Source organism: Sporolactobacillus terrae DSM 11697 (assembly GCF_000648615.1).
Lineage (GTDB): Bacteria > Bacillota > Bacilli > Bacillales > Sporolactobacillaceae > Sporolactobacillus > Sporolactobacillus terrae.
Genome location: NZ_JFZC01000009.1, coordinates 45,573 through 70,255 on the forward strand (window position 1 = coordinate 45,573; position 24,683 = coordinate 70,255).

The window sequence follows — 24,683 nt, forward strand, 5'->3', positions numbered from 1 at the left end:
CTCTCTCCCCATAGAAATATCGAGTCATTTGGTAGTTTGATTTATGAGTAACAACAAAAACTGTTCGTTTAGAAAATTAAACATCATGATTACTTAACAATTTCCAATGGTGGCAAGCTGTTTACCAAATCTACTGTTTGTACAGAAACATTTATTATGCGTAGCAGCAAGCCAAATATATAACGTTCATCGTTGGAATATAAGTTAGGATCATCTACGATACCTGACTTCTTATCCGTCTTTACTTGATACTGGTTAATAATCCATTCGATTGCTGGACGGCCATTTACAACGTACTCATACGCTTTCTCAGGAATGTTTGAAATGGAAATATCAGTATTGAACAAAATAGTGTCTAATTGACCACGCTTAGGATGTTTCATTTTTTTTACACGAAACGTCGGTCTATGAGAATTGTATTCGACTTCAACATGTTTGTACGGTGCACATTCTTCGTAGCACAAATGAAGTTGTATAAGTTGTTCACCAGCACGAACAAATTCTTTCATATTTTTCAATTTTGGAATTCGAGGAAATCCCTTAGTAAGGTCATTTGCATATTTATTTCGGTATTCATTGCTGTGAAGAACTGCATAGATATAATATATGAATTCTTTTTCATTCAACCCGAACTCCTTGCATCGTATCTCTGAAATTAAGCTCTGCTTATCATTCTTGAATAGTTTTCCTTCATCAATACCATTTAACAAGAATACTTGTCCTTTTTCCATAATATCCATACTAGGAATAGAATCTAAAGCTAATACAGAAAAACCTTTTCTTGAACCGATACCTGAAACCATTAGTCCAAGATTAGGTTTATCAAAGTAACCCTTCCAATATCCGCGAGCACTTTCGATAATATTCTTATCATAGTTTAAATATTTTTTTGTAAATGGACGATATATACTTTTTACAATTGTTTTATCACAAAATTCAATTTCTATATTGTTTTCCAACTTTTGACGAAGTGATCTAGACCACTTGATTATCTTTCCATTTTTTTCTGCTAGTTCAAATTTATTTTTTTCCTTCATGAGTCTCAGTCGTTCCGAATTATAGTTAGAAATTAACTTTTTAGTGTTCTCGTACACTATTTGCTTGGAAAAGTTATATACCCACGCATCACGATTAGTTACTATCCCCGAAGTTTTATCAGTAAATATTGACTTATCAACATCTTCTTCGTACATTGGAATAAAATTATTGTAGTTTTCATCACGTTGATTTATCCAGTCTCCATTCTTATCAGGTGTTACTTCTGACCAATCAGTGTTTCTTATTGACTGCCATTGATTAAGCAAATTAACTTTTTCATTTCGTGATAGATAATCTCCAATGTCTTTGTAAAATATTTTGTGATTTTCTGATCCATCTCTTACAAGAATGGAAATACTTACACCTGTCATTATGTCAAATACATTTTGCCCTTCACGTTTAGCTAAATCACCCGAACGCCCCCGAATCGCCCCTCTTAAATTCAATATAAATAAATAGTTATATTCTTGAGCAAAACTTCTTCTAATTCCATTCATAACAGGCTTATCAATAAATGAACTATTTGTTACAAAACCTATAACTCCTTGCTCCCCGATTCGATCTGTTGCCCATCGGAATGCCTTTATATAAGAATCATAATAAGTTCTCAACGATTTTGAACTAGCTAATTTTACATAAGTCTGGGCGATATTTTTGTCCAATTTTTCATATTTTATATTTTTATTATTATCATTTTCATTTCCTTGTCCTGCACTATATGGTGGATTCCCTATAATCGCAAAAATAGGCTGTTTACGCTGTCTTTCAAGACGATCGTTATTCTCGCCAAACAACTCATCCTCGAACGAATCCTCTTTCTCGGTACTTTCAAATGTATCCGTTAAAACAATGCCTTCAAAAGGCTTGTATTCTCCGTTCATAATTGAGTGGAACGTTTCTTCAATGTTGATTGCTGCAATATAGTAACTCAACAGCACAATTTCATTTGCATGAAGTTCTTGCGTGTATTTACGCAATAAATCTTCCTTAGAAATCAATCCACTTTGGAGTAATCGCACGATAAACGTTCCAGTACCTGTAAATGGATCAAGTATATGAACTCCTTCATCACTAATTGACTTACCGAAATGTTTCTTCAATACATCTTCAACGGAATGTATAATAAAATCCACCACTTCAACAGGTGTAAACACAATTCCCAAGCGTTCAGTAGTTTCTTTGAAACCTACTTTAAAGAACTTATCATACAACTGAACAATAATGTCCTGTTTTGCTTTAAGATTATCAATGCCCTCAGCACGTACACGTACACTGTCATAGAAGTCTTTTAATCTTTCTTGTTCCTTTACAAGACCTTGTTTATCCAAAACCATTAACATAGCATCCATGGCCCGTGAGACTGGGTTATCGTTCGCAAAGCTGTATGACTCAAATAATGCTTCAAAAACGGGTTTTGTAATTATGTGTTGTGCTAACATTTCAATTGCTTGTTGGTCTGAAATAGCCTCATTAATATTGTGACGTAGCCCTGAAACAAACTTTCGGAATGCTTTATGTGCCTCGCTATTTTTATCTTCTAGCATCACATGGATACGCATCATGTGCTGTTGAGCAATTTCAGCAACATCTTTCGACCAATCTTCCCAATATCGTACATTTCCAACTTTCTTTACAATCTTTCCATAAATTGCACGTTCAATGTCTGAAAATTCTTCTTCATCGAGATGAAGAGCCAACTGTTCTGTTGCTGGCTCTGCAACAGTAAATCCACCTTCACTTTCGTCAGGAGCTGCACCTACACCAACAACTTGAAGTTGCTCGGGTTTCTTTTTATTCAATTCCAATTTATTAATGGTTGCATCAAAACGCTCATCTAGCGAACGCAATGCATTTAGAACATCCCAAACAACTTGATATTTCTCGTTTTTATCTAAAACAGATTTTTCATCAACACCTGCAGGTATACCAATTGGGAGAATTACATAACCATAATCTTTTCCTTCTGCTTTACGCATAACACGCCCAACAGCCTGTGCCACATCAATACGTGATTTACGAGGTTTTAAGAACATGACAGCATCCAGATCAGGTATATCTACACCCTCTGTAAGGAATCGTGCATTAGAAAGGATGCGACATGTGTTGTCTGGAACATTCGCTTTTAACCAAGAGATTTTCTCATTTTTTTGCAATGCATTCATTGAACCATCTGCATGTTCTATTTCAACTCGTACTGGTTCTGATTGATTTCCTGACTCATTGATGTACATATCCACTACTTCAGTGAACATTTCTTTAATCAATTTTGACTCACGAATCGTACCGGCAAAAGCTATTGCACGTTTCATCGGATTTGCTGAAATTGCGTTTGAATTGCTCTTACGCTTAATTAATCCATTCCAACAACCAATAATTTTGGTTACATCATCGAATTCAAGTTCGGTATCACGCTTATTCGCTAACATAGTTTGAAAATGACGAGCAATCATTTTTTCATCAACAGCAAGAATCATTACTTTATAATCAGTTAATATTCCCTTATTTACAGCATCACCAAATCCAATACGATAAAACTCTTCTCCATAAATATCTTTGTCACTCATATCTGCAATAACCACAGACATTTCATCGGCTTTTTTCTTAGCATCCTCTCCATAAATTCGAGGTGTGGCTGTTTGATACAATCGTTTCTTCGCTTTAATATTGCTATTACTATGTACTTTTACAAATGCACTAGCTTCTTTTCCAATTTCTGTTGCACCGGTAGTACGGTGTGCTTCATCGCAGATAATCAAATCAAACTCATAGAAACCATTTTTCTGAGCCTCAATAATTACATCAATCGATTGATAGGTTGAAAACACAACTAGAAATTTGCTCTGACTATCGGATGAATCAATAACTTTCTGATGCTCCAGTAACTTATGGTAATCAGTTGTTGCAGGATAGCCTAAGTCAGCTGCTGCAATATCCTCAAACTCATTTTCACCTTTTACTTTCTTAGTAACTTTTCTATCCGAACATACAGCAAAAGTATCCATATCCTCACGATATTTAGAATCAGCAGTCCATCCTCTCAAGGATTGAGAAAGCAATTGAATACTTGGAACAAAATATAATACCCTAAAAGGTTCCGTTTTTTTCTCTGCCATCTTCTCAGCAATAACCATAGACGTATATGTTTTTCCTGTACCAGGAGCCATAATCAATTTGCCACGGTCAGTCTTTTCAAAGCCATTTACGACTGCATCAATTGCAGGAATCTGGTGAGAGCGTGGTTGTTTAGGTGATTTTAGTTCAATTTTCAGCGGTTTATCAAAAGAAAACTGTGACCAATCAATTTCGCTATCCCGTAATTGTGATAACCCAATACGAGCTATTTTTTTATCTCGATTTAGTAATGCGTCGTTTGCATTGCTACTCCACTTATCTGTTGAAGTTACAATAATCCCTTCTGCATAATAATTTTTCCCTACCTCATTTAAAAAAGAATCAATATGAGATTTTTGGATTGTTGTATCTTTTGAGTAATACTTACATTGAATAGCAATCAATTCACCAGTTTCTCTATTACGAGCAACTAAATCCACGCCCGTATCCTTCTTAGAAATGCCATACTCTTCAGGAACATCTGTCAACATCCAGACTTCATCAAATAAACGTGCATACATAGGTTCATTTTTCAAATATGCCGTAACTAACAACTCAAAAAGAGTTCCACGATCTCGTTGTGCCATGTTATCCCGCTCTAATTGAGAGATAATCTTATCGAATGATTGAGATGTCACATTATAACTTACCTTTTCTTCCATAACTAGAAAGTCCTCCGCTCCTTATAAAAATAAATTAAATATTGGTTTCCAAGATAAATAAATTCACCTATTATCTTCCATTTAGATTTCTTAACTCCCATTTTTAATACGTTGGTGGAGTTAATCGTTATGTTTTATTCAAAGATATTTTATAATTATTACTCTTTATTTTATCTGCACTCAATAAATCATTGTAAATCTCTTGCATGATCTGCATAATTTTATTTCCCGTTCTGTTGAAGCCAAATTCTCTTGAAGTTATTGAAATAAGATTGCTTTCATCAATACCGAAGCTGTTTTTAATTATTGTAAGCATGGCATTAGCTATTTCCTCAGGGCTGATGTATTGAATCGATCTTATCTCTTGATCAGATGCTGGTTTTCGAGCAGTAGCTTCTGTCTCGTTTTTTATCCAAAAGAAATCATTTCTAATATCGATTTTATCGGACAAATATTGGACGGTTGACTGTTGAACGATTTCTCTTACACGTTTTGTTACTCTTTGTTGTTTAAAGAATGGTAACAATCGTTTTGACAGTAGTTCCAAGTGAACAGGGCATTCTATTGAAACAACGTGGAGAATCATTTCTGTAAGGTAGTTAAACTTAATAAGATCATCTAATGCTGTTTCTTCATAATAAGCAAACCCATATGGATTTTCTAAATCACCCAAGACGCTTTCATCAATTGCTTTCACATAGTCCGGAGCAATATCAAAAGAATCTGTACTCTTAACTTCAGAACTAATACCCAACTTATTGTCCTCTTCAGATTCATCTAAGACAATTGCTGCTTGGACAGCATCTAATAATATTTTTCCTTCATTTTTTTCATCTTTTATCCAATCGGTGGACCATATCCGGTAAATTGTCCAACCCATATCTTCTAAGATTGTTTGACGAAGTCGATCACGTTCCCTCGCTGTTCGTGCAGAATGATAAGTGGCTCCGTCACATTCTATTCCTAAAACAAAGTGTCCTTCCTTTGTCGGAGATTCTATTGCAAGATCAATTCGGAATCCGGAGCAGCCAACCTGAGTTTGAACTTTATAACCGCTTTTTGTTAAATAGTCGTATACGGAATCTTCGAAAGGCGACTTCGTGTTCATTTCATTTGAATAATGTAGCTCTTTTTGTAGCACATCCACTCCATTCTTCGCGTAATCGATATAGGAGCGAAGCATCTTCACGCCTTCTGAGTTCGTTTTCTCCAGACTAATATCTTCTGGCTGTATGGATCCCACTAATTTTACATTGTATTTCGCCCGAGTAATAGCAACGTTTAAACGCCTGTATCCACCATCCCTGCTTAATGGTCCAAAGTTCATATACATAATTCCATTAGGATCTTTAGCATAGCCGATACTAAAGATTATTGTATCTCTTTCATCGCCTTGAACATTTTCAAGATTTTTAATAAAGAACGCATCTTCGCGATCCTCATTAAAGAAAGTCTCAAACCTTTGTTTCTGCTTTCTTAATTTATTTATAGCCCCTTCAATTGCTTGTTGTTGAGCCTCACTAAATGATACAACCCCTAGAGTCCGACTCGGATATTTTGTAAAGTGATCGAAAACTAACTCTGCGACTTTTTGGGCCTCTGTAATGTTATTCTTTTTCCCGCCTCGATCATAGATACCGTTAGGAACGTAAACATACTCGACGCCGAAATCAATATCCGTCTCCGAGCTCGATGGAAATGTGATTAAATTGCTGTTATATATATTTCTGTTAGAAAACGCAATAAGTTGTTCACTCCTGCTTCTATAATGCCATTTTAATGTACGTTCAGGAAGAACACTAACTGCTTGATCAAGCACGGATTCAAATGCTTCGTTATCTGTTTCAGTGTCATCTGCTTCATCCATATCAAAGTCTTCCTCTGTTTTAGAACCAAAGAAGTTGGTTGGTGGCAATTGTTTGCTGTCACCAGCAATGACCACTTGAGCTCCTCTTAAAATTGCTCCAATCGCATTTTCTGTACATACTTGGGAGGCTTCGTCAAAAACAACGAGATCAAATTTATAGTCTTCGGCATCCAAAAAGAGGCTGACAGATAGTGGAGACATCATCAAACAAGGCTTTAGTGTCAACAATAAATTAGGTATCCGTTTAAAAAGTTTTCGTAATGGCATAATTCGACGCTGCTTATTGAGCTCACGTTTTAGAATACCGACCTCATCAAAACCAGTGGTTAAACTATTCAAGTCCGGGAGTTTGTCTGCCAATAAAGCTCGAATTCTTTTTTGTGTGATTTTAAATTGTAGTTCATCTAACTTTTGAAATTCATTTATTCTTTCTTCCTGAGTACGTTCACGGAAGGCATTGACTGCTGGATATTTAGGCAGCGCACTATCGAGCCATAGCCTGTAGAATCGTTTAAGGAAAGCACCAATTATCTCATTTTTATGGATAGGGTGTGATTCAATTTGGTCAATAAAATCGGAAAGCCCTGCTTGTGCACATGCTTCTTTGCTTTTTCTATAATCAATCCATACTTCTAACAAATTTATTCCTGAATGACAGCTTTCTATTCTCTCCAGTAGAGAAAGCAGATCAAGAGAATTAAAATCAACCTCTTCTTTGAATAGCCCCAAGAACCATTCCCATTCTTGATGCAAATCATCGAACTGTCCTTTTAGCCGGTGACTGTATTTGTCCGTTTTTTTAATTGTGTCGTGATCCGTACAAATCTTCTCAATAAACTCACTGGGTAATGTATTCTTCTGGAGCATTTCCTTAAAACGATGGGTCCAAGACAGTGACTGATGAATATGCTCCCAGTCTGTTTCCAATCCACGAAACAGATAATGATATTTATTTTCTAAGTCAGATCGTTTTACCTCAATCGTAGACTCGATTTGCTGCAAACGTTCAAGTTTGCCAATATCGGTAATTAACTGTGGTATTGTGAGCGGTTTTCTAGCAAGATTCGACAACTGACTTTCAATTTCAATGACTTTGGCTAATGATTGACTCACTTCTAAAATATTTTTCTTGAGATGCTCAACCTCTTGTTTGCCTGGGTCTAGTGACACAATTAATCGCGAACTGATTTTCTCAGGTAATTTTTCTTCATTCTCTAGAACGTCAAACAACTTTTTGCAAGAAAGAAGGCTTTCATTATATTGGTTATCGGAAAGTAGGAATTGTTTTATTTTATCAGGAAATAAAGCACCATCAAAAAAATGAACAATCGTTTCAAAACGATCTATTGACTGATCGAGTTTCTCCCAATTTGTATAATCATCACAATAGTCTTTACCTATTGTCTGAGACCATTTTTTTTGATTTTCATTAATCATTGCTTTTTTATCTACTATATTTTTCACTTCAGAAAGCACGGAAATAATCGAGGCATCATTCAATTGCCCTGATACGTTTTTCGCATAAGATTGCACTATTTTTTTGTCTTGACGATATTGTTTCTTAAAGATTTTAAAAGTTGATGTATAGTCAGTTTTAAACCTTTTTAGCATTGAGGCAGCATCGATTTTTAAAATGTCTGGTTCATAATCTTTTTCAATCTTTTCTGTAGATCGATTCAAGTCAATAAAGACATCTCTAGCTTCTGCCAATATCTTTTTCACAACTGCCCGCTTATTCGTATCAAACCAATCTTCTGTCGGGTGAATTTGGGATAACAACGTATTGATGAGCGGACATAATGGAACAAAAGAGTTTAAGTTATCCTCAATTTGGATAGAAAAATCCTCAGCAAAAGTATTCTTTATCCGTTCAAGAACGCTTATTTCTTCTGAAATTTCATCTAATTCTTTACGATACTGTTTGGCTAAAATAATTGTCGCATCTTGGTCAAATATATTATCTCTCAGAACTGCTCGTACATTATTTATGTTTTCTTCAAATGTTTTCTTAATTTGCCTGCCGTCAACCTTTAAATATTCATTACTGTAATCCTCCATTAGTCCCTTTATTAGCGATTGATGTTCTTCCTTCATGACTTGGAACTGATCGGCCTGCTGACTTAGCAATTCGATATTTTCTTTATCAATCCATGAGACAGGAACCGTAGGAGATTGGGAAGAAATATCCATAATCGCCGTTAAACGAGTAACATCACTTATAGAAGAAGGCAAATTAATATTATAGGTATTTGTAATTTGTTCAAATGTACCCAATAACTGATGAATTTTAGAAGTCAAACGCGGTAAATACATTTCCAAGTCATGCCTCAACTCGTGAGTAACGCAATCGACCTGACAATCCTTCCATGGATTAGTGATATAATCATTGCTTTTTTCTGATAGTAAGTTTAAAAAGTTGTGCAAAAGAATTTTATACTGATTCAGTTTATCCTGAGTTGTATTCTCCACGTCCGCCATGGAAAAGAATACCTCTGGTGCATCTAATAGCTTGGCAATTTCTCCATTTACTTTATAAATCGTTTTATTTAAAGGTGGAACCAGTGTATGCAGCTCTTCATCATAATCATTCAATGCATCTCTTTTTTGTTTTAATGCCTCATACTGATACATCGCTTCATCAGTTACTTTGAACTTATTAATCTTTAAGGTTTTTCCTAGTTGTTGCATGACTTCTTTTTTATTCGCCTTATAACTATGTAATTTCAAACAAAAATCAGCGACTTCGGCTTTTGCAAGACGCTTGTAGACGACTTCAAGTGCTGCACTTTTTTCAGATACAAAAAGCACCTTTTTCCCTGCAGCAAGACTCTCAGAAATGATATTTGTTATAGTCTGGCTTTTTCCAGTCCCCGGAGGACCTTGCAGCACAAAACTAATCCCTTTTTTTGCAAATAAAATTGCATCTTGTTGGCTTGAGTCTGCATCGACAACTTGGAAAGAATCTGCAGGTTGTGTATGAAGATCATGGTCATAGTCGTTATACTCTTCCGGCAAAGATTGCACATCTTCTGGGTTATCCGCTAATGCTTTTATTACTGGATGAGTTTCAATTTGTTCACGATTAACTTTCAAATCCTTGTACATATTTATTTTTAAAAAAGACAGTAAGCTTAATGTAGTTTCTTCAACGACTTCCCAATTATTTGTTTTGATCGTTTCTCGAACATCATCTAGGTATTCTATTATTTTGCTGGAATGTTCATCAAAATTTGGAAGTTCAATACCATAGTCATTCTCCAGTTTATAAGCCAATGTAGGGTTAACAACTATATCATCCTCATGAAGACCCAATTCAAAAGGTGAAGTGATCGAATCCAATTTAAGGCTGACTGGCACTAATACAATAGGAGAAAGAAGTTCCTGATTTGAGTCCATACTTTCTGTCCACTTTAAAAACCCAAAGGCAAGATAAAGTATGTTGACACCTTGCTCCTCAATTGCAGACTTCGCTTTTCTTCTTAGACTTGCCAAAGTTTTCTGTTGATCTTTTACAGAACGATTGGTCTTTATATCGCCATTATCTGGTATTTCTTCAGGTTGATCCTCCTCACTATCATCCGCCTTATCTTGAGTCGAGATTGAAATTGGGTAAGGGAACTTCAGCAATTTTTCCTCATTCACAATATCAGTGAATAGTCCAGCCAACTCCGGAAATACAATTTTTATGTTTGATCGCTTTGTTTCCTTATAGTTAATGAGTCTGTTTCTTTTCCCTAAATCAAGCAGCTGATTCTCCCATTTATCTATATATGAACTAATATCAGCCATAAAAAATCCCCCCCACAGATCAACCTTATGTATTCCCATTCACAACCTTTAGTATTCTTTCTTCACTCAGCAGGGCACCGTACCCACAGAGGATCCTTGTTAAGTAAATTTACACTTGGATCAATTGATGCAGCGTTCTCCTAGTCTATAATATATTTGAGCCCAATAAAATAACCAGTTCTCGTTATGTTCTTACAAACAGTATAAATGCCAATAAGATTCATTCATACCTTATTATTATTTTACTATTACTTTAGATTCAAATATATCAGTTCTCTAGATTACCAAATAATGTATCCACGTAAATGGATGTTTTACCCATTTCAAGCATACCCAACTATTAAAAATTCAATGGAATAATTCTTCAAAACTATTATATTTCACTTTTAAAGCCGATTCTCGTGAACCTTCTATTCGAATTCGATAGCATTTTTCTTTCTTCTTCCGGCTCACTGTGAATGACATCTTACCAGCATTAATAATTTGAAGAATTTGCTCTTTATTCAATAATGCGAGTTCACTATTTACCAAATCTTTAGATCCACATACTAGAGCAAGAACCACATTCTTACCTTTCTCAATAAAATTCCTAAGTTCTTGGAAGTCTCCCGTAATATTAAAAACTCAACTATTGTAATCTAGCGTTTTTGTATTCTGTTGCTCTGCACGATACTTCATGAACAATCTGTACTCGTTTCCATAATTAGTCGTAAAGTCATAAACCTGACGATCATGTTCATCATTACCTTCAATTAATGCCGAGTCCATTATACCCTGAATAAATAGCATGGATAGAACAGCACCATAGTAGAAATCTGCAACTTTTAATTATGACCTGTTGTTCTTTCCCTCTAATTTATCTAAATATTACTCACTACCCCAAATACACATTCTCATTATGCCATTCTAAATAATGCCGATCTGGAAGTTGATCGCCACGTTCGGGTAATACTGTCAATTTACTGCCGTGAAAAGCATAATACTCTTTGCCATTGCCAAAGTCTTCTTTAATATGATGACTGACTTCTACGTTCAGTGTGTTATCAATGGTGATATAGCCTCGATCAAATAAGGTATGGAAATCACTTCTAAGGAGCAAACCATTCTTGATCTCATGAGGCCCGTTCATGCTGTAGGGTTTGATATGAGCAGCCTCGAGAACCGGCAGCGTTTTTTCACCGGTTATGGCACACCTTCTATGATAGGCATCAGCAATCAAGACTTTAAATGCTCCTTGACCCATTCGTGGTTTCATTAATCGCTCCTTGCCATAACGGTTAGCCAATGGATCTTCGTTAACTTGACCGGACCGCATGGCTTCGCTGTTTCTCAATCGATCCTGAACGTGCTCGTATAAGGATAAACCAACCGGTTCAGAAGTTTTATAGGTTTTACCTTGTACAATATTACTGTTCCAATCGTTTGGTTGAGGAATCCAATCCTTTTCATCAAAATAAAAAGGCATGGACAAAATGATGCAGCCAATCTGAGGATCGGGATCAGAAAAGCGATCTGTCTTTTTGTATTTATAAACGCGATCATTAAGCTCCATCAAACTGCTTGCACCATTTGCGATGCCAAACGCATCCCACGCGAGTGACGATGGGAGGATCGAAAATTTCAAAAAAAAGCCGCCGCCAACGATATAATTTCTCGGGCTGTGCGTCTTGAATAAAAACAAATCGCCTTCATTTAAAGCTTTAAAATTTGTACGGCCGCCAGGTTTCCAAAAGTTTACCTCATCACAGTTTGCCTGTTTCAATGTCTTATACCAGTCATAGTCCGTAATCCCAACGTACATTTTCATTGGAAACATCATCGCCTCAATAAATGATCTGAAATAAACTGCATTGATATGTATCTTAAGAACTATATTTCGACAATAAATGGTAAAATCCCTTCAATAAATTGAATGATTTGCAAAAAATGCCGATAGAATAAGGAAAAACTGTTGATCAAATGCCAATCACATGGGAATTCTAAAAATTAAGGTAAAACTGAATGGTTTTTAAGATTTCTGTTACTTTCTGCAGCCTTGTGATGAATTTCTGCAAGCATAGCCATATCCCCTTCCATGGCGCGCGGTTTGATTTTTGCATAGCCAATTAGCTTTCCTTCAAGTGATTTTATAACACTATTCAGAACAACTAGGTATGCATTCTCTAATTCGTCTAGAGCCGACAGCAAGAAAACTGTTCCGTTCCTTTTATTGATTGTTTTTAGATCAGCAACAACTTTCTCATGAAGGATCATCTCAAAATTAAATTCACCTTTCGAATGATTGCATTAAATCGCTCGAACTGTGTATAATAATATTAGATCAAGACAAAATAAATCCGCCAGTGCTGTGAACACTGACGGGATGACAATATCCGCGTAGAGCGGAGCGATGCAATTAATTAACTTCACATTTTAACAAATGATCCGTCTATCAAGCTATCGTGAGTAGCATATGAGGCGGATTATTTTTTTCTGTCTGACAGCATCAAGATAAGCACGCCAAAGCTAATCATAAGTGTCATCGCTTGAAATACTGTCATTGGCCGCACCCCCTTTCACAAGGGTGTCACCTCATCCGCTCATATGCATCATCTATTGCCTGTCCGTAAGTATATCATGGAATGTACGTTCGATTATTCACGTGGGCAATTATTATGTCATTCTTTTTTTAGGACGATAACCGTTTGTTCTGTTTGCTGCCGCTTCAACTGGAATTTCCGATTGAACACTGTCCTGGATTAATGGTGTTAATGCATTGCATTAAATCGCGCGCACTGTGTATAATAATATTAGATCAAGGCAAAATAAATCGCCAGTGCTGTGAACACTGACAGGATGACAATATCCGCGTAGAGCGGATGCAGTGCTTCATCAACATTGCGTATTTTACTACGATCCGTCTCAGCTCCTGCAGAAGCATATGAGGTGGATCATTTCTTTCTGTCTGACAGCATCAAGATAAGCACTCCAAAGCTAATCATAAGTGTCATCGCTTCAATACTGTCATTGGCCACGCCCCCTTTCACAAGGGTGTCACCACATCCGCTCATATGCATCATCTATTGCCTGTCTGTAATTATAGCGTAGGATCTATGCTCGGTTCTTCAAGTGGTCAGTTATTTTGTCAATCTTTTTTTAGGACTATAACCGTTTGTTTCTGTTCGCTGCCGCTTCAACCGGAATTTCTGATTGAATCTGTCCTGGATTAATGGTGTTAATGCATTGCATTAAATCGCGCGAACTGTGTATAATAATATTAGATCAAGGCAAAATAAATCCGCCAGTGCTATGAACACTGACGGCATGGCAATATCCGCGTAGAGCGGATGCAGTGCCTATAACTGAATTACTTATTTACGGTAATCCGTCTCAGCTCCTGCAGAAGCATATGAGGCGGATTATTTTTTCTGTCTGACAGCATCAAGATAAGCACTCCAAAGCTAATCATAAGTGTCATCGCTTCAAATACTGTCATTGGCCGCACCCCCTTTCACAAGGGTGTCACCGCATCCGCTCATATGCATCATCTATTGCCTGTCCGTAATGATATCATGGAATGTATGTTCGTTTCTTTGAAATACTGCTCGATAGGATTATTTTTGCCCACTGCTGCTTCAATCGGAAAATTCTATAGAACACAGACCGGAATTAACTGACTGACATGCTTAAAATTGCATGACGCCAACGCTGTCAAGCTGCCATGAACAAGTCACAAGTCCATAATTGAGTCGCTAAACAGCAGCTTTTTGATCTGTAATTTTCACCCTCGCCTCACCGTTCGCACCATTAGGTATGATAACTTCAGGTTGATAACAATTTTGCATGCCGCCCAATAAAGATCTCTGCTCCCATCATTTCAACAAAAAAAATCGTCGCTGCTGTCAAAGTGTTCCCCCCTTGCCTTAAGCCCTCCCTCCCCCATCCGAAAATATTTTCACCCTAGTCTCGCAAGGCATAAAATAATGATAAATCAGGGTTGCGTATTAAAGAAAACGGATGTATATTGTATGGGTGAATTAAAGTTTCCCTATGTAAACTTTAATTCTTAACAGAAACACAGGTTCATCTACGCAAGAGAGGAGCTGATCGATTGATCACTTAAACCGTTCATGTTTTCTGGTGCGAAAGAGCTTATGTTCATGATAAGAATCACGCGCGTTGTATTGAATTTTTACCGTGACCATAATTTCTTTTGACAGAAGTTGCAGGAAAAATAATCGGGGTCTCGCCACGCGCAGCCGAATGGCTGATGGGCAGATTTCAAAAAATTTATGAGGGGTGTGAACGAATGACTGAACTGGAACATGCGATGAAAAAAACAAAGCAGCATAAGCCGCATAAATTGATTAAGTATGCAAATGGACCAAGCCTTGAGGAAATTAACAGTACGGTAGCCGTTCCGAAAAACGGCAGTTTCTGGCGGACACTGGCAGCATTCTCCGGTCCCGGTGCCCTGGTAGCTGTCGGCTACATGGATCCTGGAAACTGGGTGACATCGATTGGCGGCGGTGCACAATATGGTTACCTGCTTATTTCCGTTATCCTGATTTCGAGTTTGATTGCGATGCTGCTGCAGTACATGGCTGCTAAACTGGGTATTGTCACGCGAATGGATTTGGCTCAAGCCACCCGTGCCCATACAGGGAAGGCACTTGGCGTGATTCTATGGATTACCACCGAGGCGGCTATCTGTGCCACCGATATTGCTGAAGTCATTGGTGGTGCGATTGCCCTTCAGTTGTTGTTTCACATCCCGCTTGTCGTCGGTGTTTCACTGACCATACTCGACGTACTTCTCCTGCTTTTGCTAACGAAACTCGGCTTCAGAAAAATTGAAGCGATTGTCATTACTTTAATTTCCGTTATCTTACTTGTCTTCCTCTATGAAGTGATCATTTCTAATCCTAACATTGCGGCAATGTTTGCCGGGTTTGTACCGAAACCCGAAATTCTGCATACCGGTCAATTAACCATGGCACTCGGTATTGTCGGCGCGACGGTCATGCCGCATAACCTTTACCTGCACTCCTCGATCGCACAGTCACGTAACATTAATCATGACAATGAAAATGAGGTTGCAAGAGCCGTTAAGTTTGCAACATGGGACTCAAATATTCAATTATCCGGTGCATTCATTATTAATTGCCTGCTGCTCGTTCTTGGTGCGGCACTCTTCTTCGGACATGGAGAAGGTCTTGGCACGTTTACTTCTCTTTTCAATGCTTTGCAGAACAATCAATTGGCCGGCGCTGTCGCGAGCCCGGTCTTAAGTATCTTGTTTGCCGTTGCACTGCTTGCCTCCGGTCAAAACTCAACCATTACCGGTACACTGACCGGACAGATCGTCATGGAAGGCTACATCCACATGAAAATGCCGTTGTGGGCGCGCCGTCTGATTACACGTCTGATCTCCGTCATCCCGGTTCTGGCCTGCACAATTATTTACCATGGCGAAGAGAGCGCGATGGATCGCTTACTTGTCAACTCACAAGTTTTTCTGTCCGTCGCGTTGCCGATCTCAATGATTCCATTGACCCTATTTACCAGTTCGAAAAAGATTATGGGCGAACGATTCGTGAATAAACGGTGGGTAACGCTGGTTGCCTGGCTATGTACCATTGTCCTGACCTATCTGAATCTGCGGATTGTCTGGCAGTTTATCACATCGTTATGATCATCATGGAGGCGTAATTAATGAAAGAAGACTTCTCACATCTATTAGTTGGTGTCGATGATTCCGCCGATGCACAATTAGCGTTTCGCTATGCGATGTATCGAGCGAAAAAAGATAAGTTAAAAATGACGATTGTATCCATCTTGGAAAAAGACGAGATGAACGTGTACCAAGCGCTGAATAAAGACTTCATCCATGGCAAACGTGAAGACCTTGAAAAACATGTTCAGCTTTACAAAAAGACCGCGTTGGATTACGGTGTTGAGAAGGTTGAGGCAATCGTTGCAGAAGGCGAACCGGGTGAAACGATTGTCAAAGACATTATCCCGCATACAGACGCTGATCTATTGATTGTCGGTTCTGAAGATAAGAAAGGCATTGCCAAGCATTTCGGCAGTCAAGCCGCATATATGTCAAAATACGCGACCATCTCTGTTCTTGTCGTCCGTTAAATGTTTTGATCAATCGAATAACTTTCGAAACCCCCTTTGCAGGATTAACTCGTCTGCAAAGGGGGTTTGGGGTTGGACATTGCATTTTCTAAGTGATCCATGAGCCTCCACAAAACGACAGCCATTCCATTTTTGAAACTAAAAAAGGCAGAAATCACAGCGCATTGCGCGCGGATTTCTGTCTTTTTCTATCACTTAGTTTTTAGTGGATCACGCGTTTGCTGTGACTTTTAGCCAGCGTTTTCACATAAAGCGTCTTTGTTTCCGAGTCAAAGAAATAGCCTTGGGCCTTGCTTTCGAGTTCAGCTAGGATCGTTCGCATCATGAAGCTTCAGTGTATCGCTCTGAAGATCCATTTTATCCAAAATAGTAGCCAAAGCCGTAAGACACTACTCGGCTGCTCATTTCGTTTAATAGTTGAAGAGGACGCCAATGGTTTGAAACCCTGCGCCAACCGTCCAAAAGATTACATAATCGCCCCGGTTAATGCGCTTCTCTTTAATGCCTTCATAAAGCGCGAGGAACGGGCTGCTTGTCCCTGTATAACCATATTGATCGCCTATGTAAATGATTTGTTCATCATCGAGGTGGAAATGGTTTTGAATTTCAAGTATGTTGGCAAGTGAAAATTGGGACAAGCAATAGGCCTTTACATCTGTTGGCTGCAGGTGCTCTACATCCAAAAGTTCTTGAATGTTCTGGTAAGCAGGCGGAAGCGCGCAGCCGCCATCAAAAGGAATCCATTTCAGATAACGGTTATTTTCTCCTTTTCGTAAGGCTTGCGACAATCCAACGGATGGAAAAATGATCTTGTCTTTATTTTCTAATGTTTCCGAGTAATAGCTGGACCCCAGAAACCCGGATTCGCCTTCTGTTTTTTCTAAAATAACCGCGCAAGCTGCATCACCATAATTCGCATAGGTGACTTCGTCGTTTGGGTCACAAACCAACGTGTTGTAGTCGGATCCAACAACCAACGTTTGATTCACACTAGGATTGGCCAGCATATACCGACATGCATGATCGACCGCTACCGTCATTCCCCCACAATTCGCATTTGAATCCATAATGATTGTTCGTGAAGAAGCATGAATGGCATGATGAACAAAAGTGGCATTGGTTGGGAACGTGTATTCCGGCACCTGCGTTGAAAACACGATCATATCCATCGCTTCACCACTGAGCTTCGCGCGTTTTAAAGCATCCTTAGCTGCTTCAATTCCCATCGTCAAACCGTTCTCTGTCTCATTCTGAATCATATAGCGGCTTTTCCGGCCCATATGTTTCAAAAAATGGTCAATGTCCTTGCCCTGATCTTGGAAGTGCTTGAGAAAAAATGCATTGGTTACGCTTGTTTTCGGGTGATAGGCACCAACCGAACGAATCGTTATTTTCAAATAACATTCCCCCAAAGAAAAAACGCTATGGTCATAAGAATAAACAAGTGTCTCGTGATCTTATTGAGAAATCACTTCTACTTCTGCGTTATCCAGTTCAGTCTTCTTGGCAATGCGCTTCAGCTGCATACCGACGGTCACACTGCTCGCAATAAATTTGACACGTTTAAATCCGCTAGCCTTATACATTTTGTAGCATTCCTCAAGCAATGGCAGAATCTTTTGTGAAACAACGACTAGAGACTTGCTGTCAACGACGAGATCGAAGTCTTTAGCAGGAATTGAGCCGATTTTTTCCTGATAGTCATTGACAAAATACTCCGCATCTTTCTCTTGAAAACTTCCACGAACAACAATCGTGACTTCTTTTGTTTGATGTTGCACATCAATTGAATACTCTGCATCTAACACAGCAATTCCTCCCTATATTTCCCATCACCTTCACTATCGGTATAATTTTCCAATTATGAATAGGTCTTTCTTCATAGATTTGAAGTGTTTAAGAACGAAAGCAAAAAAATCCGCCAGTGCATGAACACTGACGGCATCACAATAATCACGTAACGCGGATGCATGTTGAACCTTCATCTATCAGAGTGGACCCTCCGTCTCAGCTGCTTGCAAACTGTTTTGGACTATGATGAATCAGAAAATGTCTGAATTGTTTCCATACCATCATGACTAAAATAGGGATGAATAAGCCCATGAGGCATTTTAATAACCAATGATCAGGGAGCCCCAATAGCTCCGGCAAGTCAAAAAGTGCGCGATGCCAGAACATAATCAGCACCGTATGCTGCCCCCAAAGCACAAGCCAATGAAACCATTTAAGTTCACTCATGATTTGTGAAATTAAGATAACCCCCAAGCATAAAATGAGCGGAGCAATTAAAGCCAGTCCGGTATGATTTAAGCTGTCCGATTTCAAGTATAAAGTGAAATTGATTTTCTGAGTCAATTGATCGTGAATGAGAAACATAGAAAAGACGCCGATGGCTAGTAACAACAGATATTTATGCGATAGGGAATGAAGCAATCTAAATCCGTAGTATCCGGCCAGCATATAAGTCGTGGTCAGCAATACATCCTGTGCATCCCACGGAAAATAGGGATGCCCTAGGAACGCTGGTTGCTGATGAATTGTACCCATGGCGAACATCATCAAGCTGATCACCCATTGCAAGACAACCGAACGTACATAAGAAATTAAAAGAACCACAACAATCAGCGTGAGAATATAAACATTAATGAACCAAAAAATACTTAAATAATGGTTAAGGGTTCGTCCACCATAAAGCAGGCGAACAAAATAGAAAGCAGTGTACGACCAGTCCTGATTACGGACGAAATGGCTGAGCACGATTAATAGACTTCCCATTAGAAAATAGGACACCACTAATGGCTTACAGCGACGCGCCCAGAATTGACGCACCGCTTCCCAACTATGAGAAATCGGTTTCAAAAAGAAACCTCCGATAATGAAAAATAGCGGCATATGCCACCAATAAATGGCATCATAGACGAGATCAAACGAACGTATGTCGCGCTCAGAATCAATGGCATGCCCGAACACGACCGCAATGATTCCCAGCGCCTTTGCTATATCCACCCATGTGATCCGCCGCTTGGTCGTTGCCATGAAAAATCACCTTTCATCCCTTAAGCAATTTTATACATAGTAAAGAAACTATAATGGAATTTTCACTTTATCATTGCCTCACAATTGCTTAGTTTAGCACGATTCATATCTTTCGAAACAGCTATTCATTAAGTTTAATCTAAATGTAAAAATAACGTTCAGCTCTTCTTTTTAGCGTTATGATTTATGATACGGCGTGGACCGCTTATCTTATATCACGGCGTTTGGCTCAGTCTTCAATTGACGCTCTGTATCATCTTCTATACTGTAAATCACAACTTACTGGTAAAATAATCCTCCGAGTTGAGATTTATCGCAATTCATATCTTATTAGGAGGTTTTATGGATGATTCGTAACATGTACGTCGTTCAGTTTCTCAATCAATCAGCATGGTATCTCAATGCTACCCTGCAAATCCAAACGGAGCGTCAGAACCATCAGAAAGGAGACATCATTGAGTTTAAGAATAAGAAATACATTGTCATTGAAGATTATTGGTGCTTAAGAGTTAGGCACTTCAATCGTGAACTAAATCCTTACAAACCTTTAATCACTCAGATTCAAGACAAATAAAAGAGGCCCGACCCAAAAGGGTGTTGGATTTATACTGCACTCCGCAGGAGTCTCACATCGTTATGCTTAATCCAAAATAGACGTTTTTTAAGGGTGTCTCAAAAGTCAATTGACTTTTGAGACACCCCTCGTTTACATTTTTTCAATAAATAATCCTTCATTCTTATTCCATTCACAGAAAAAAACATTTTTAATCTTTGGTACATGTCGCTTTCGCAGCTCGCAGCGCAGCCATTCTTCGCTCAATCCTGCACGTTTCAGATTCGCTTTATCCAATGTTCCATCTATAATTATCAATTGATTAAAGTCACGATTGGTTAATTTACTGTAGCGATATTTTTTTAAAACACTGATCGATCCATCGGTTTCAAGCATTGCATAGGCAACCTCTTGGATTGAAAAAGATATTCTTTTGTCTATATGGCCATTTCGGATAACTAACGACGACTTTCCCTCGAGAAAATTCCTTTTCTTTCGAAACCTCAACGTGCACCATTCCATTATATAGATCATGAGCCCCACAGCATGACAGCAAACAATATGGAGCCGATACCAATAGCCGGTTCATAAAGCGCATTTCCTATAAACTCACCAAGAACGATAATTGAAATAAATTCAAAAGTGCTGATTTTTCGCAATGATACTTTTCCCAGAACTTTTGTAATGGCTAATAGCGCTGTAAAACCAAGCATCAATTCCACAGCAATTTTCAAGTAATTTATGGAGCCTCACCCTTTACTAAACGCTATTCCTTTCACTTAGTATTCTCACCGCCCAACCATAAAAACGGATTTTTATAAAGTGGCTGGCATAAAGTGAGTTCGGAAGTTAGCCATCCCGTTTCTTTGTTCTATTTCTCTCTACCCCTCGCATATCTTTAGGCATGGCGAGGTGACCCATATGGCCGATGCAGAAATGATTTGCAAACAATTTGCAGCCGTATTTAACGCGCAATCTAGGTATGAAAATGGGGTTTGTTCCGTTTCGCTCCACCGTTCATTCAATGTAACGATTCAAGGTAAAAAAAGTTCAAGCATTGTTCCCGCTGGTATAACCTTTGAATCGCTTGATGCTTCCGGCAATGCAATTAATCTAGCTGAAATCACCCTTCTTGAAGAAGAAGTACCAAATTTCACCTGGGCACTGACCCAGAACGGACTGATCCTAAGCGCACTGCATAATCACTGGATCTTCACACAACCGAATCTCCTGTATGTGCACGCTCAATCAATTGAACCACCCTTGAATTTTGCAAAGAAGCTCCGAAATTGTTTTAGCTATTTAAGCAGTGCCCCAGTCTCATAATTAAGTCAAGCAGCGGATCATGTAATGATTCTTTATGAGGCTAAACTTGCGTTAGGCACGTACCATTGAAAAATGGATTCGCCGCTCTTGTCGAATAACGGCTACTTTGAATTCCTTTCGCGTCAGCGCAGATTCTAAAAATAAACATTCATTTGATCGACCGCCCCGTTGAGTACCAGCAGAACGGCAGGCTCCAAAACATTTCCGTCTGTACTCCGAACTGCGACTGCTCCGGTCATGAATCAATTCATGGCATCCAGTCTGTGCGTCAAACGTTTTCTCTCATGACATTTAGGGAAACAAACAACATGAACAAGGGTTCCCAGATCAACATGAATCCCGTCCCCATTCCATTGACCTTCCAATGAGTTGAAGAAAGCGTCCCTTGTCCTATTCACCCCACCGCCAATAAAATACCCCCTATGTAAAACAAAAAGACTTCCTAGGATAACCTAGAAAGCCCTTTGCAATGAGAGTTAAGTAATACCGGTGGTCGGGGTCGAACCGACACTCCCGAAGGAACACGATTTTGAGTCGTGCGCGTCTGCCAATTCCGCCACACCGGCACAATACAATAATAATGGCAGAAAAATTAAGTAATTATGGAGGCGACACCCGGAATCGAACCGGGGATAAGGGTTTTGCAGACCCGTGCCTTACCGCTTGGCTATGCCGCCATACTATAAAATTATATTGGAGCGGAAGACGGGATTCAAACCCGCGACCCCCACCATGGCAAGGTGATGTTCTATCACTGAACTACTTCCGCATATATAAAACTGGCCCAGCTGGATTCGAACCAGCGCATGACGGCACCAAAAACCGTTGCCTTACCGCTTGGCTATGGGCCAATAAATGGGGCGGTTAGTGGGGATCGAACCCACGCATGCCGGAACCACAATCCGGTGTGTTAACCACTTCACCATAACCGCCATAATAATTAAAGCAGGGGTAGTAGGAATTGAACCCACACTGGAGGTTTTGGAGACCTCTGTTCTACCTTTAAACTATACCCCTATACTATGTAAATGGAGGGAGAAGGATTCGAACCTTCGAACCCGTAGGGAACGGATTTACAGTCCGTCGCGTTTAGCCTCTTCGCTATCCCTCCATAATAATAAAAGATTAAGGAATAGATTTTGGCATCTATTGATTAAAATATAAATGGTGCCGATCAGAGGACTTGAACCCCCAACCTACTGATTACAAGTCAGTTGCTCTACCAATTGAGCTAGATCGGCACGAACAAATGGTGGCTCGAGGCGGAATCGAACCACCGACACGAGGATTTTCAGTCCTCTGCTCTACCGACTGAGCTATCGAGCCATTATGTAAAAACAAGAGTTCATGCATTACAGATCTTATATAAGTAAAATAAAAATAATGGCGGATCCGATCGGATTTGAACCGACGATCTCCTGCGTGACAGGCAGGCATGTTAACCCCTACACCACGGATCCACAATTGCGGGGGCAGGATTTGAACCTACGACCTTCGGGTTATGAGCCCGACGAGCTACCAGACTGCTCCACCCCGCGATGATATGGTGGAGGATATAGGGATCGAACCTATGACCCTCTGCTTGTAAGGCAGATGCTCTCCCAGCTGAGCTAATCCTCCATATTGATTTGTACAAGCCATCAAAAACACCAATTTATTTTATCACATAGCTCATATAAAATCAAGTAAATAATGACCCGTACGGGATTCGAACCCATGAACCCACCGTGAAAGGGTGGTGTCTTAACCACTTGACGAACGGGCCAAAATAACAAGTGTCGGAATATCTCGCCGCCGACTTTTAAAATATTATCACCAATCGAATCAAAAAGCAAGTGTTTTTTATAATTTATTTTATAAAAAAACACAACCCTTACAGTATACCCGACTTCAATAAATAAATAAACCAGTCCGCTCTCGTTACATGGGCCAGACTGCTTCAGAATTAAGATTTCTCTTTACCCTATTCCCTTGGATTCAGTCCAACTTCTATTAGCTCCTCAGAGGGTTTCTGGTAGCTTCTGCAGGGATTTTGAGGCCGTGATGATTTCTGCCCTTACAGGACCGAAATAACACACCTCTAAGAAGCCAAGCAGCTGCAATAAGTACCGATTCGTTTACCCGATCATAGATGACGCATTAACCATTCGTGCATAAGCTGAAGGGATGGGACAGAACAGGTTGATACAATAAAATGCACGCCGTGACCGCTTAGAAAGATTAACAAGTCATACACGCCATCATCAGCTGAAAATATCCGCTGTAACAAATCAATGTGGCGGTTACGTATGATGAGATAAGAAAGAGATTGAGCGGACACTTCCGTTTTTAGTACGTATAACCACTGAAAATCAGGCACGCTATAAACCATGCCCTATTAAAAAGACATGGCTTTTTTGGCGTCTGCCATTAATTTCCATGTTAAACATTTGGAAATCACTTTAGAATAAATCCTCAATATGCACCTGTTTCTTTTCCCCAAAGGGCATCGATAAATCAATAAGATGCGTGATCAATCCATCTGGATGATGGTCTTCATCAACTTGCACCTTTGCAAAATACGGATCAAAAATAAAATGAATAAAGTCATCCCATTCTTTTGTCATGGGGAATGATATAGGGATGCTCGTACAAATCTCATTTTTATCTAAGTTTTGAAATTCCTTTTCGATGATCCAATAAGCGTTTTTCACTTGATTCATGAATAAATCCAACGAGGGTACATCGCGCTTTAGTTCATTAATTGTTTTTTTCACAAAAAACCATTCATAGAAAAAATGAAAAGCTTTAGGCAAGCGCTTTGTTGTATATAACGATTTTAAGCTTTTAACAACACTGCTCTTCAAATTTTCTAAAGTCAACAGCCCCATTTTATAATCTAATTCTACTCTTTCAAAAAATTGCTCTAAAAATAATTTTCTTTCTTGCGGAAAGTCAGAAGATATGGGGAATAAGATTGCATGCGTGAAATTATCTTCCTTGCTTTCCTCCAAACCTTCTAGCATTATAAAGATCTGATAGACCACAAAGGGCTTATCGCGTAATAGCATTATGATTTTATTGTCCATTAATCTCATGGAATCCAAATTGGTATGTCAACACTAAATCAAACAAATTTTTAAAGGTGTCGCAGCTTGTATTCAGTTGGTGTTAGGTAGTCTAGTGATCCATGGAT

The 24,683-nt window shown here is 38.9% G+C and carries 16 protein-coding genes and 13 tRNA genes; 4 read left to right on the plus strand and 25 right to left on the minus strand.

Annotation, left to right across the window (positions count from 1 at the left end; genetic code table 11):
* Window positions 1-89: 89 nt before the first annotated feature.
* The 6 genes from AA84_RS0101140 to AA84_RS19280 all read right to left on the minus strand — a co-directional run bounded on the left by AA84_RS0101140 (window position 90) and on the right by AA84_RS19280 (window position 13,942).
* Window positions 90-4,811: a DEAD/DEAH box helicase gene (locus AA84_RS0101140; protein WP_037562619.1), complete on the minus strand. Its 4,722-nt coding sequence runs from the start codon at window positions 4,809-4,811 to the stop codon at window positions 90-92.
* A 127-nt stretch (window positions 4,812-4,938) separates the two neighbouring features.
* On the minus strand, window positions 4,939-10,467 hold the full coding sequence (locus AA84_RS0101145; RefSeq protein ID WP_028975689.1) for a DUF3320 domain-containing protein: 5,529 nt from the start codon (window positions 10,465-10,467) through the stop codon (window positions 4,939-4,941).
* 874 nt (window positions 10,468-11,341) lie between these two features.
* Window positions 11,342-12,274: an HNH endonuclease gene (locus AA84_RS0101155; protein WP_028975690.1), complete on the minus strand. Its 933-nt coding sequence runs from the start codon at window positions 12,272-12,274 to the stop codon at window positions 11,342-11,344.
* Window positions 12,275-12,453: 179 nt separating this feature from the next.
* Window positions 12,454-12,720, minus strand: coding sequence for a hypothetical protein (locus AA84_RS0101160; protein WP_028975691.1), 267 nt, complete (start codon window positions 12,718-12,720; stop codon window positions 12,454-12,456).
* A gap of 209 nt (window positions 12,721-12,929) precedes the next feature.
* Entirely contained in the window at window positions 12,930-13,007 is a 78-nt protein-coding gene (locus AA84_RS19595; protein ID WP_353949365.1) for a putative holin-like toxin, read from the minus strand.
* A gap of 806 nt (window positions 13,008-13,813) precedes the next feature.
* Window positions 13,814-13,942, minus strand: a complete 129-nt coding sequence (locus AA84_RS19280; protein WP_223362286.1) for a putative holin-like toxin — start codon at window positions 13,940-13,942, stop codon at window positions 13,814-13,816.
* An 813-nt stretch (window positions 13,943-14,755) separates the two neighbouring features.
* Here AA84_RS19280 and AA84_RS0101175 point away from each other — a divergent pair.
* Entirely contained in the window at window positions 14,756-16,141 is a 1,386-nt protein-coding gene (locus tag AA84_RS0101175) for an Nramp family divalent metal transporter (protein ID WP_414625723.1), read from the plus strand.
* Between the two features lie 20 nt (window positions 16,142-16,161).
* Entirely contained in the window at window positions 16,162-16,593 is a 432-nt protein-coding gene (locus AA84_RS0101180) for a universal stress protein (protein WP_010027051.1), read from the plus strand.
* A 410-nt stretch (window positions 16,594-17,003) separates the two neighbouring features.
* Here AA84_RS0101180 and AA84_RS0101190 read toward each other — a convergent pair whose 3' ends face one another.
* The 3 genes from AA84_RS0101190 to AA84_RS0101205 form a co-directional block, all read right to left on the minus strand.
* Window positions 17,004-17,990, minus strand: a complete 987-nt coding sequence (locus AA84_RS0101190; protein WP_028975693.1) for a 3-oxoacyl-[acyl-carrier-protein] synthase III C-terminal domain-containing protein — start codon at window positions 17,988-17,990, stop codon at window positions 17,004-17,006.
* Between the two features lie 60 nt (window positions 17,991-18,050).
* Window positions 18,051-18,401 carry a hypothetical protein gene (locus AA84_RS0101195; protein ID WP_051577725.1) on the minus strand — a complete coding sequence of 117 codons (351 nt, stop codon included), beginning with the start codon at window positions 18,399-18,401 and terminating at the stop codon, window positions 18,051-18,053.
* Window positions 18,402-18,600: 199 nt separating this feature from the next.
* On the minus strand, window positions 18,601-19,629 hold the full coding sequence (locus AA84_RS0101205; RefSeq protein WP_028975695.1) for an acyltransferase family protein: 1,029 nt from the start codon (window positions 19,627-19,629) through the stop codon (window positions 18,601-18,603).
* A gap of 346 nt (window positions 19,630-19,975) precedes the next feature.
* On the opposite strand from AA84_RS0101205, the gene AA84_RS0101210 reads away from it, so the two are divergent.
* Entirely contained in the window at window positions 19,976-20,203 is a 228-nt protein-coding gene (locus AA84_RS0101210; RefSeq protein ID WP_028975696.1) for a hypothetical protein, read from the plus strand.
* Window positions 20,204-20,335: 132 nt separating this feature from the next.
* Here the strand turns inward: AA84_RS0101210 and AA84_RS19285 are convergent, their stop codons facing one another.
* Both AA84_RS19285 and AA84_RS19290 read right to left on the minus strand, forming a co-directional pair.
* Window positions 20,336-20,578, minus strand: a complete 243-nt coding sequence (locus AA84_RS19285) for a YetF domain-containing protein (RefSeq protein ID WP_051577727.1) — start codon at window positions 20,576-20,578, stop codon at window positions 20,336-20,338.
* A gap of 134 nt (window positions 20,579-20,712) precedes the next feature.
* The gene (locus tag AA84_RS19290; protein WP_051575080.1) at window positions 20,713-20,916 is read right to left on the minus strand and encodes a DUF421 domain-containing protein; all 204 of its coding nucleotides are present in this window, start codon (window positions 20,914-20,916) and stop codon (window positions 20,713-20,715) included.
* A gap of 187 nt (window positions 20,917-21,103) precedes the next feature.
* Between AA84_RS19290 and AA84_RS0101220 the strand changes: the two genes are divergently transcribed.
* Window positions 21,104-21,508, plus strand: a complete 405-nt coding sequence (locus tag AA84_RS0101220; RefSeq protein ID WP_028975697.1) for a DUF1259 domain-containing protein — start codon at window positions 21,104-21,106, stop codon at window positions 21,506-21,508.
* A gap of 484 nt (window positions 21,509-21,992) precedes the next feature.
* Here the strand turns inward: AA84_RS0101220 and AA84_RS0101230 are convergent.
* The 14 genes from AA84_RS0101230 to AA84_RS0101295 all read right to left on the minus strand — a co-directional run bounded on the left by AA84_RS0101230 (window position 21,993) and on the right by AA84_RS0101295 (window position 24,576).
* A tRNA-Leu gene (locus AA84_RS0101230) sits at window positions 21,993-22,074 on the minus strand.
* 37 nt (window positions 22,075-22,111) lie between these two features.
* Window positions 22,112-22,185, minus strand: a tRNA-Cys gene (locus tag AA84_RS0101235).
* 17 nt (window positions 22,186-22,202) lie between these two features.
* Window positions 22,203-22,277, minus strand: a tRNA-Gly gene (locus AA84_RS0101240).
* 10 nt (window positions 22,278-22,287) lie between these two features.
* Window positions 22,288-22,359 (minus strand) — tRNA-Gln (locus tag AA84_RS0101245).
* A gap of 5 nt (window positions 22,360-22,364) precedes the next feature.
* Window positions 22,365-22,440 (minus strand) — tRNA-His (locus AA84_RS0101250).
* Between the two features lie 14 nt (window positions 22,441-22,454).
* A tRNA-Trp gene (locus tag AA84_RS0101255) sits at window positions 22,455-22,525 on the minus strand.
* A 12-nt stretch (window positions 22,526-22,537) separates the two neighbouring features.
* Window positions 22,538-22,619, minus strand: a tRNA-Tyr gene (locus tag AA84_RS0101260).
* A gap of 54 nt (window positions 22,620-22,673) precedes the next feature.
* Window positions 22,674-22,749, minus strand: a tRNA-Thr gene (locus AA84_RS0101265).
* 9 nt (window positions 22,750-22,758) lie between these two features.
* Window positions 22,759-22,834 (minus strand) — tRNA-Phe (locus tag AA84_RS0101270).
* A 58-nt stretch (window positions 22,835-22,892) separates the two neighbouring features.
* Window positions 22,893-22,968 (minus strand) — tRNA-Asp (locus AA84_RS0101275).
* A gap of 4 nt (window positions 22,969-22,972) precedes the next feature.
* Window positions 22,973-23,046 (minus strand) — tRNA-Met (locus AA84_RS0101280).
* Window positions 23,047-23,052: 6 nt separating this feature from the next.
* Window positions 23,053-23,128: transfer RNA gene (locus tag AA84_RS0101285), tRNA-Val, on the minus strand.
* Window positions 23,129-23,201: 73 nt separating this feature from the next.
* A tRNA-Glu gene (locus AA84_RS0101290) sits at window positions 23,202-23,273 on the minus strand.
* Window positions 23,274-23,949: 676 nt separating this feature from the next.
* A complete protein-coding gene (locus AA84_RS0101295) occupies window positions 23,950-24,576 on the minus strand; it encodes a hypothetical protein (protein WP_028975698.1) in 627 nt (208 codons plus the stop codon).
* Between the last annotated feature and the right edge of the window lie 107 nt (window positions 24,577-24,683).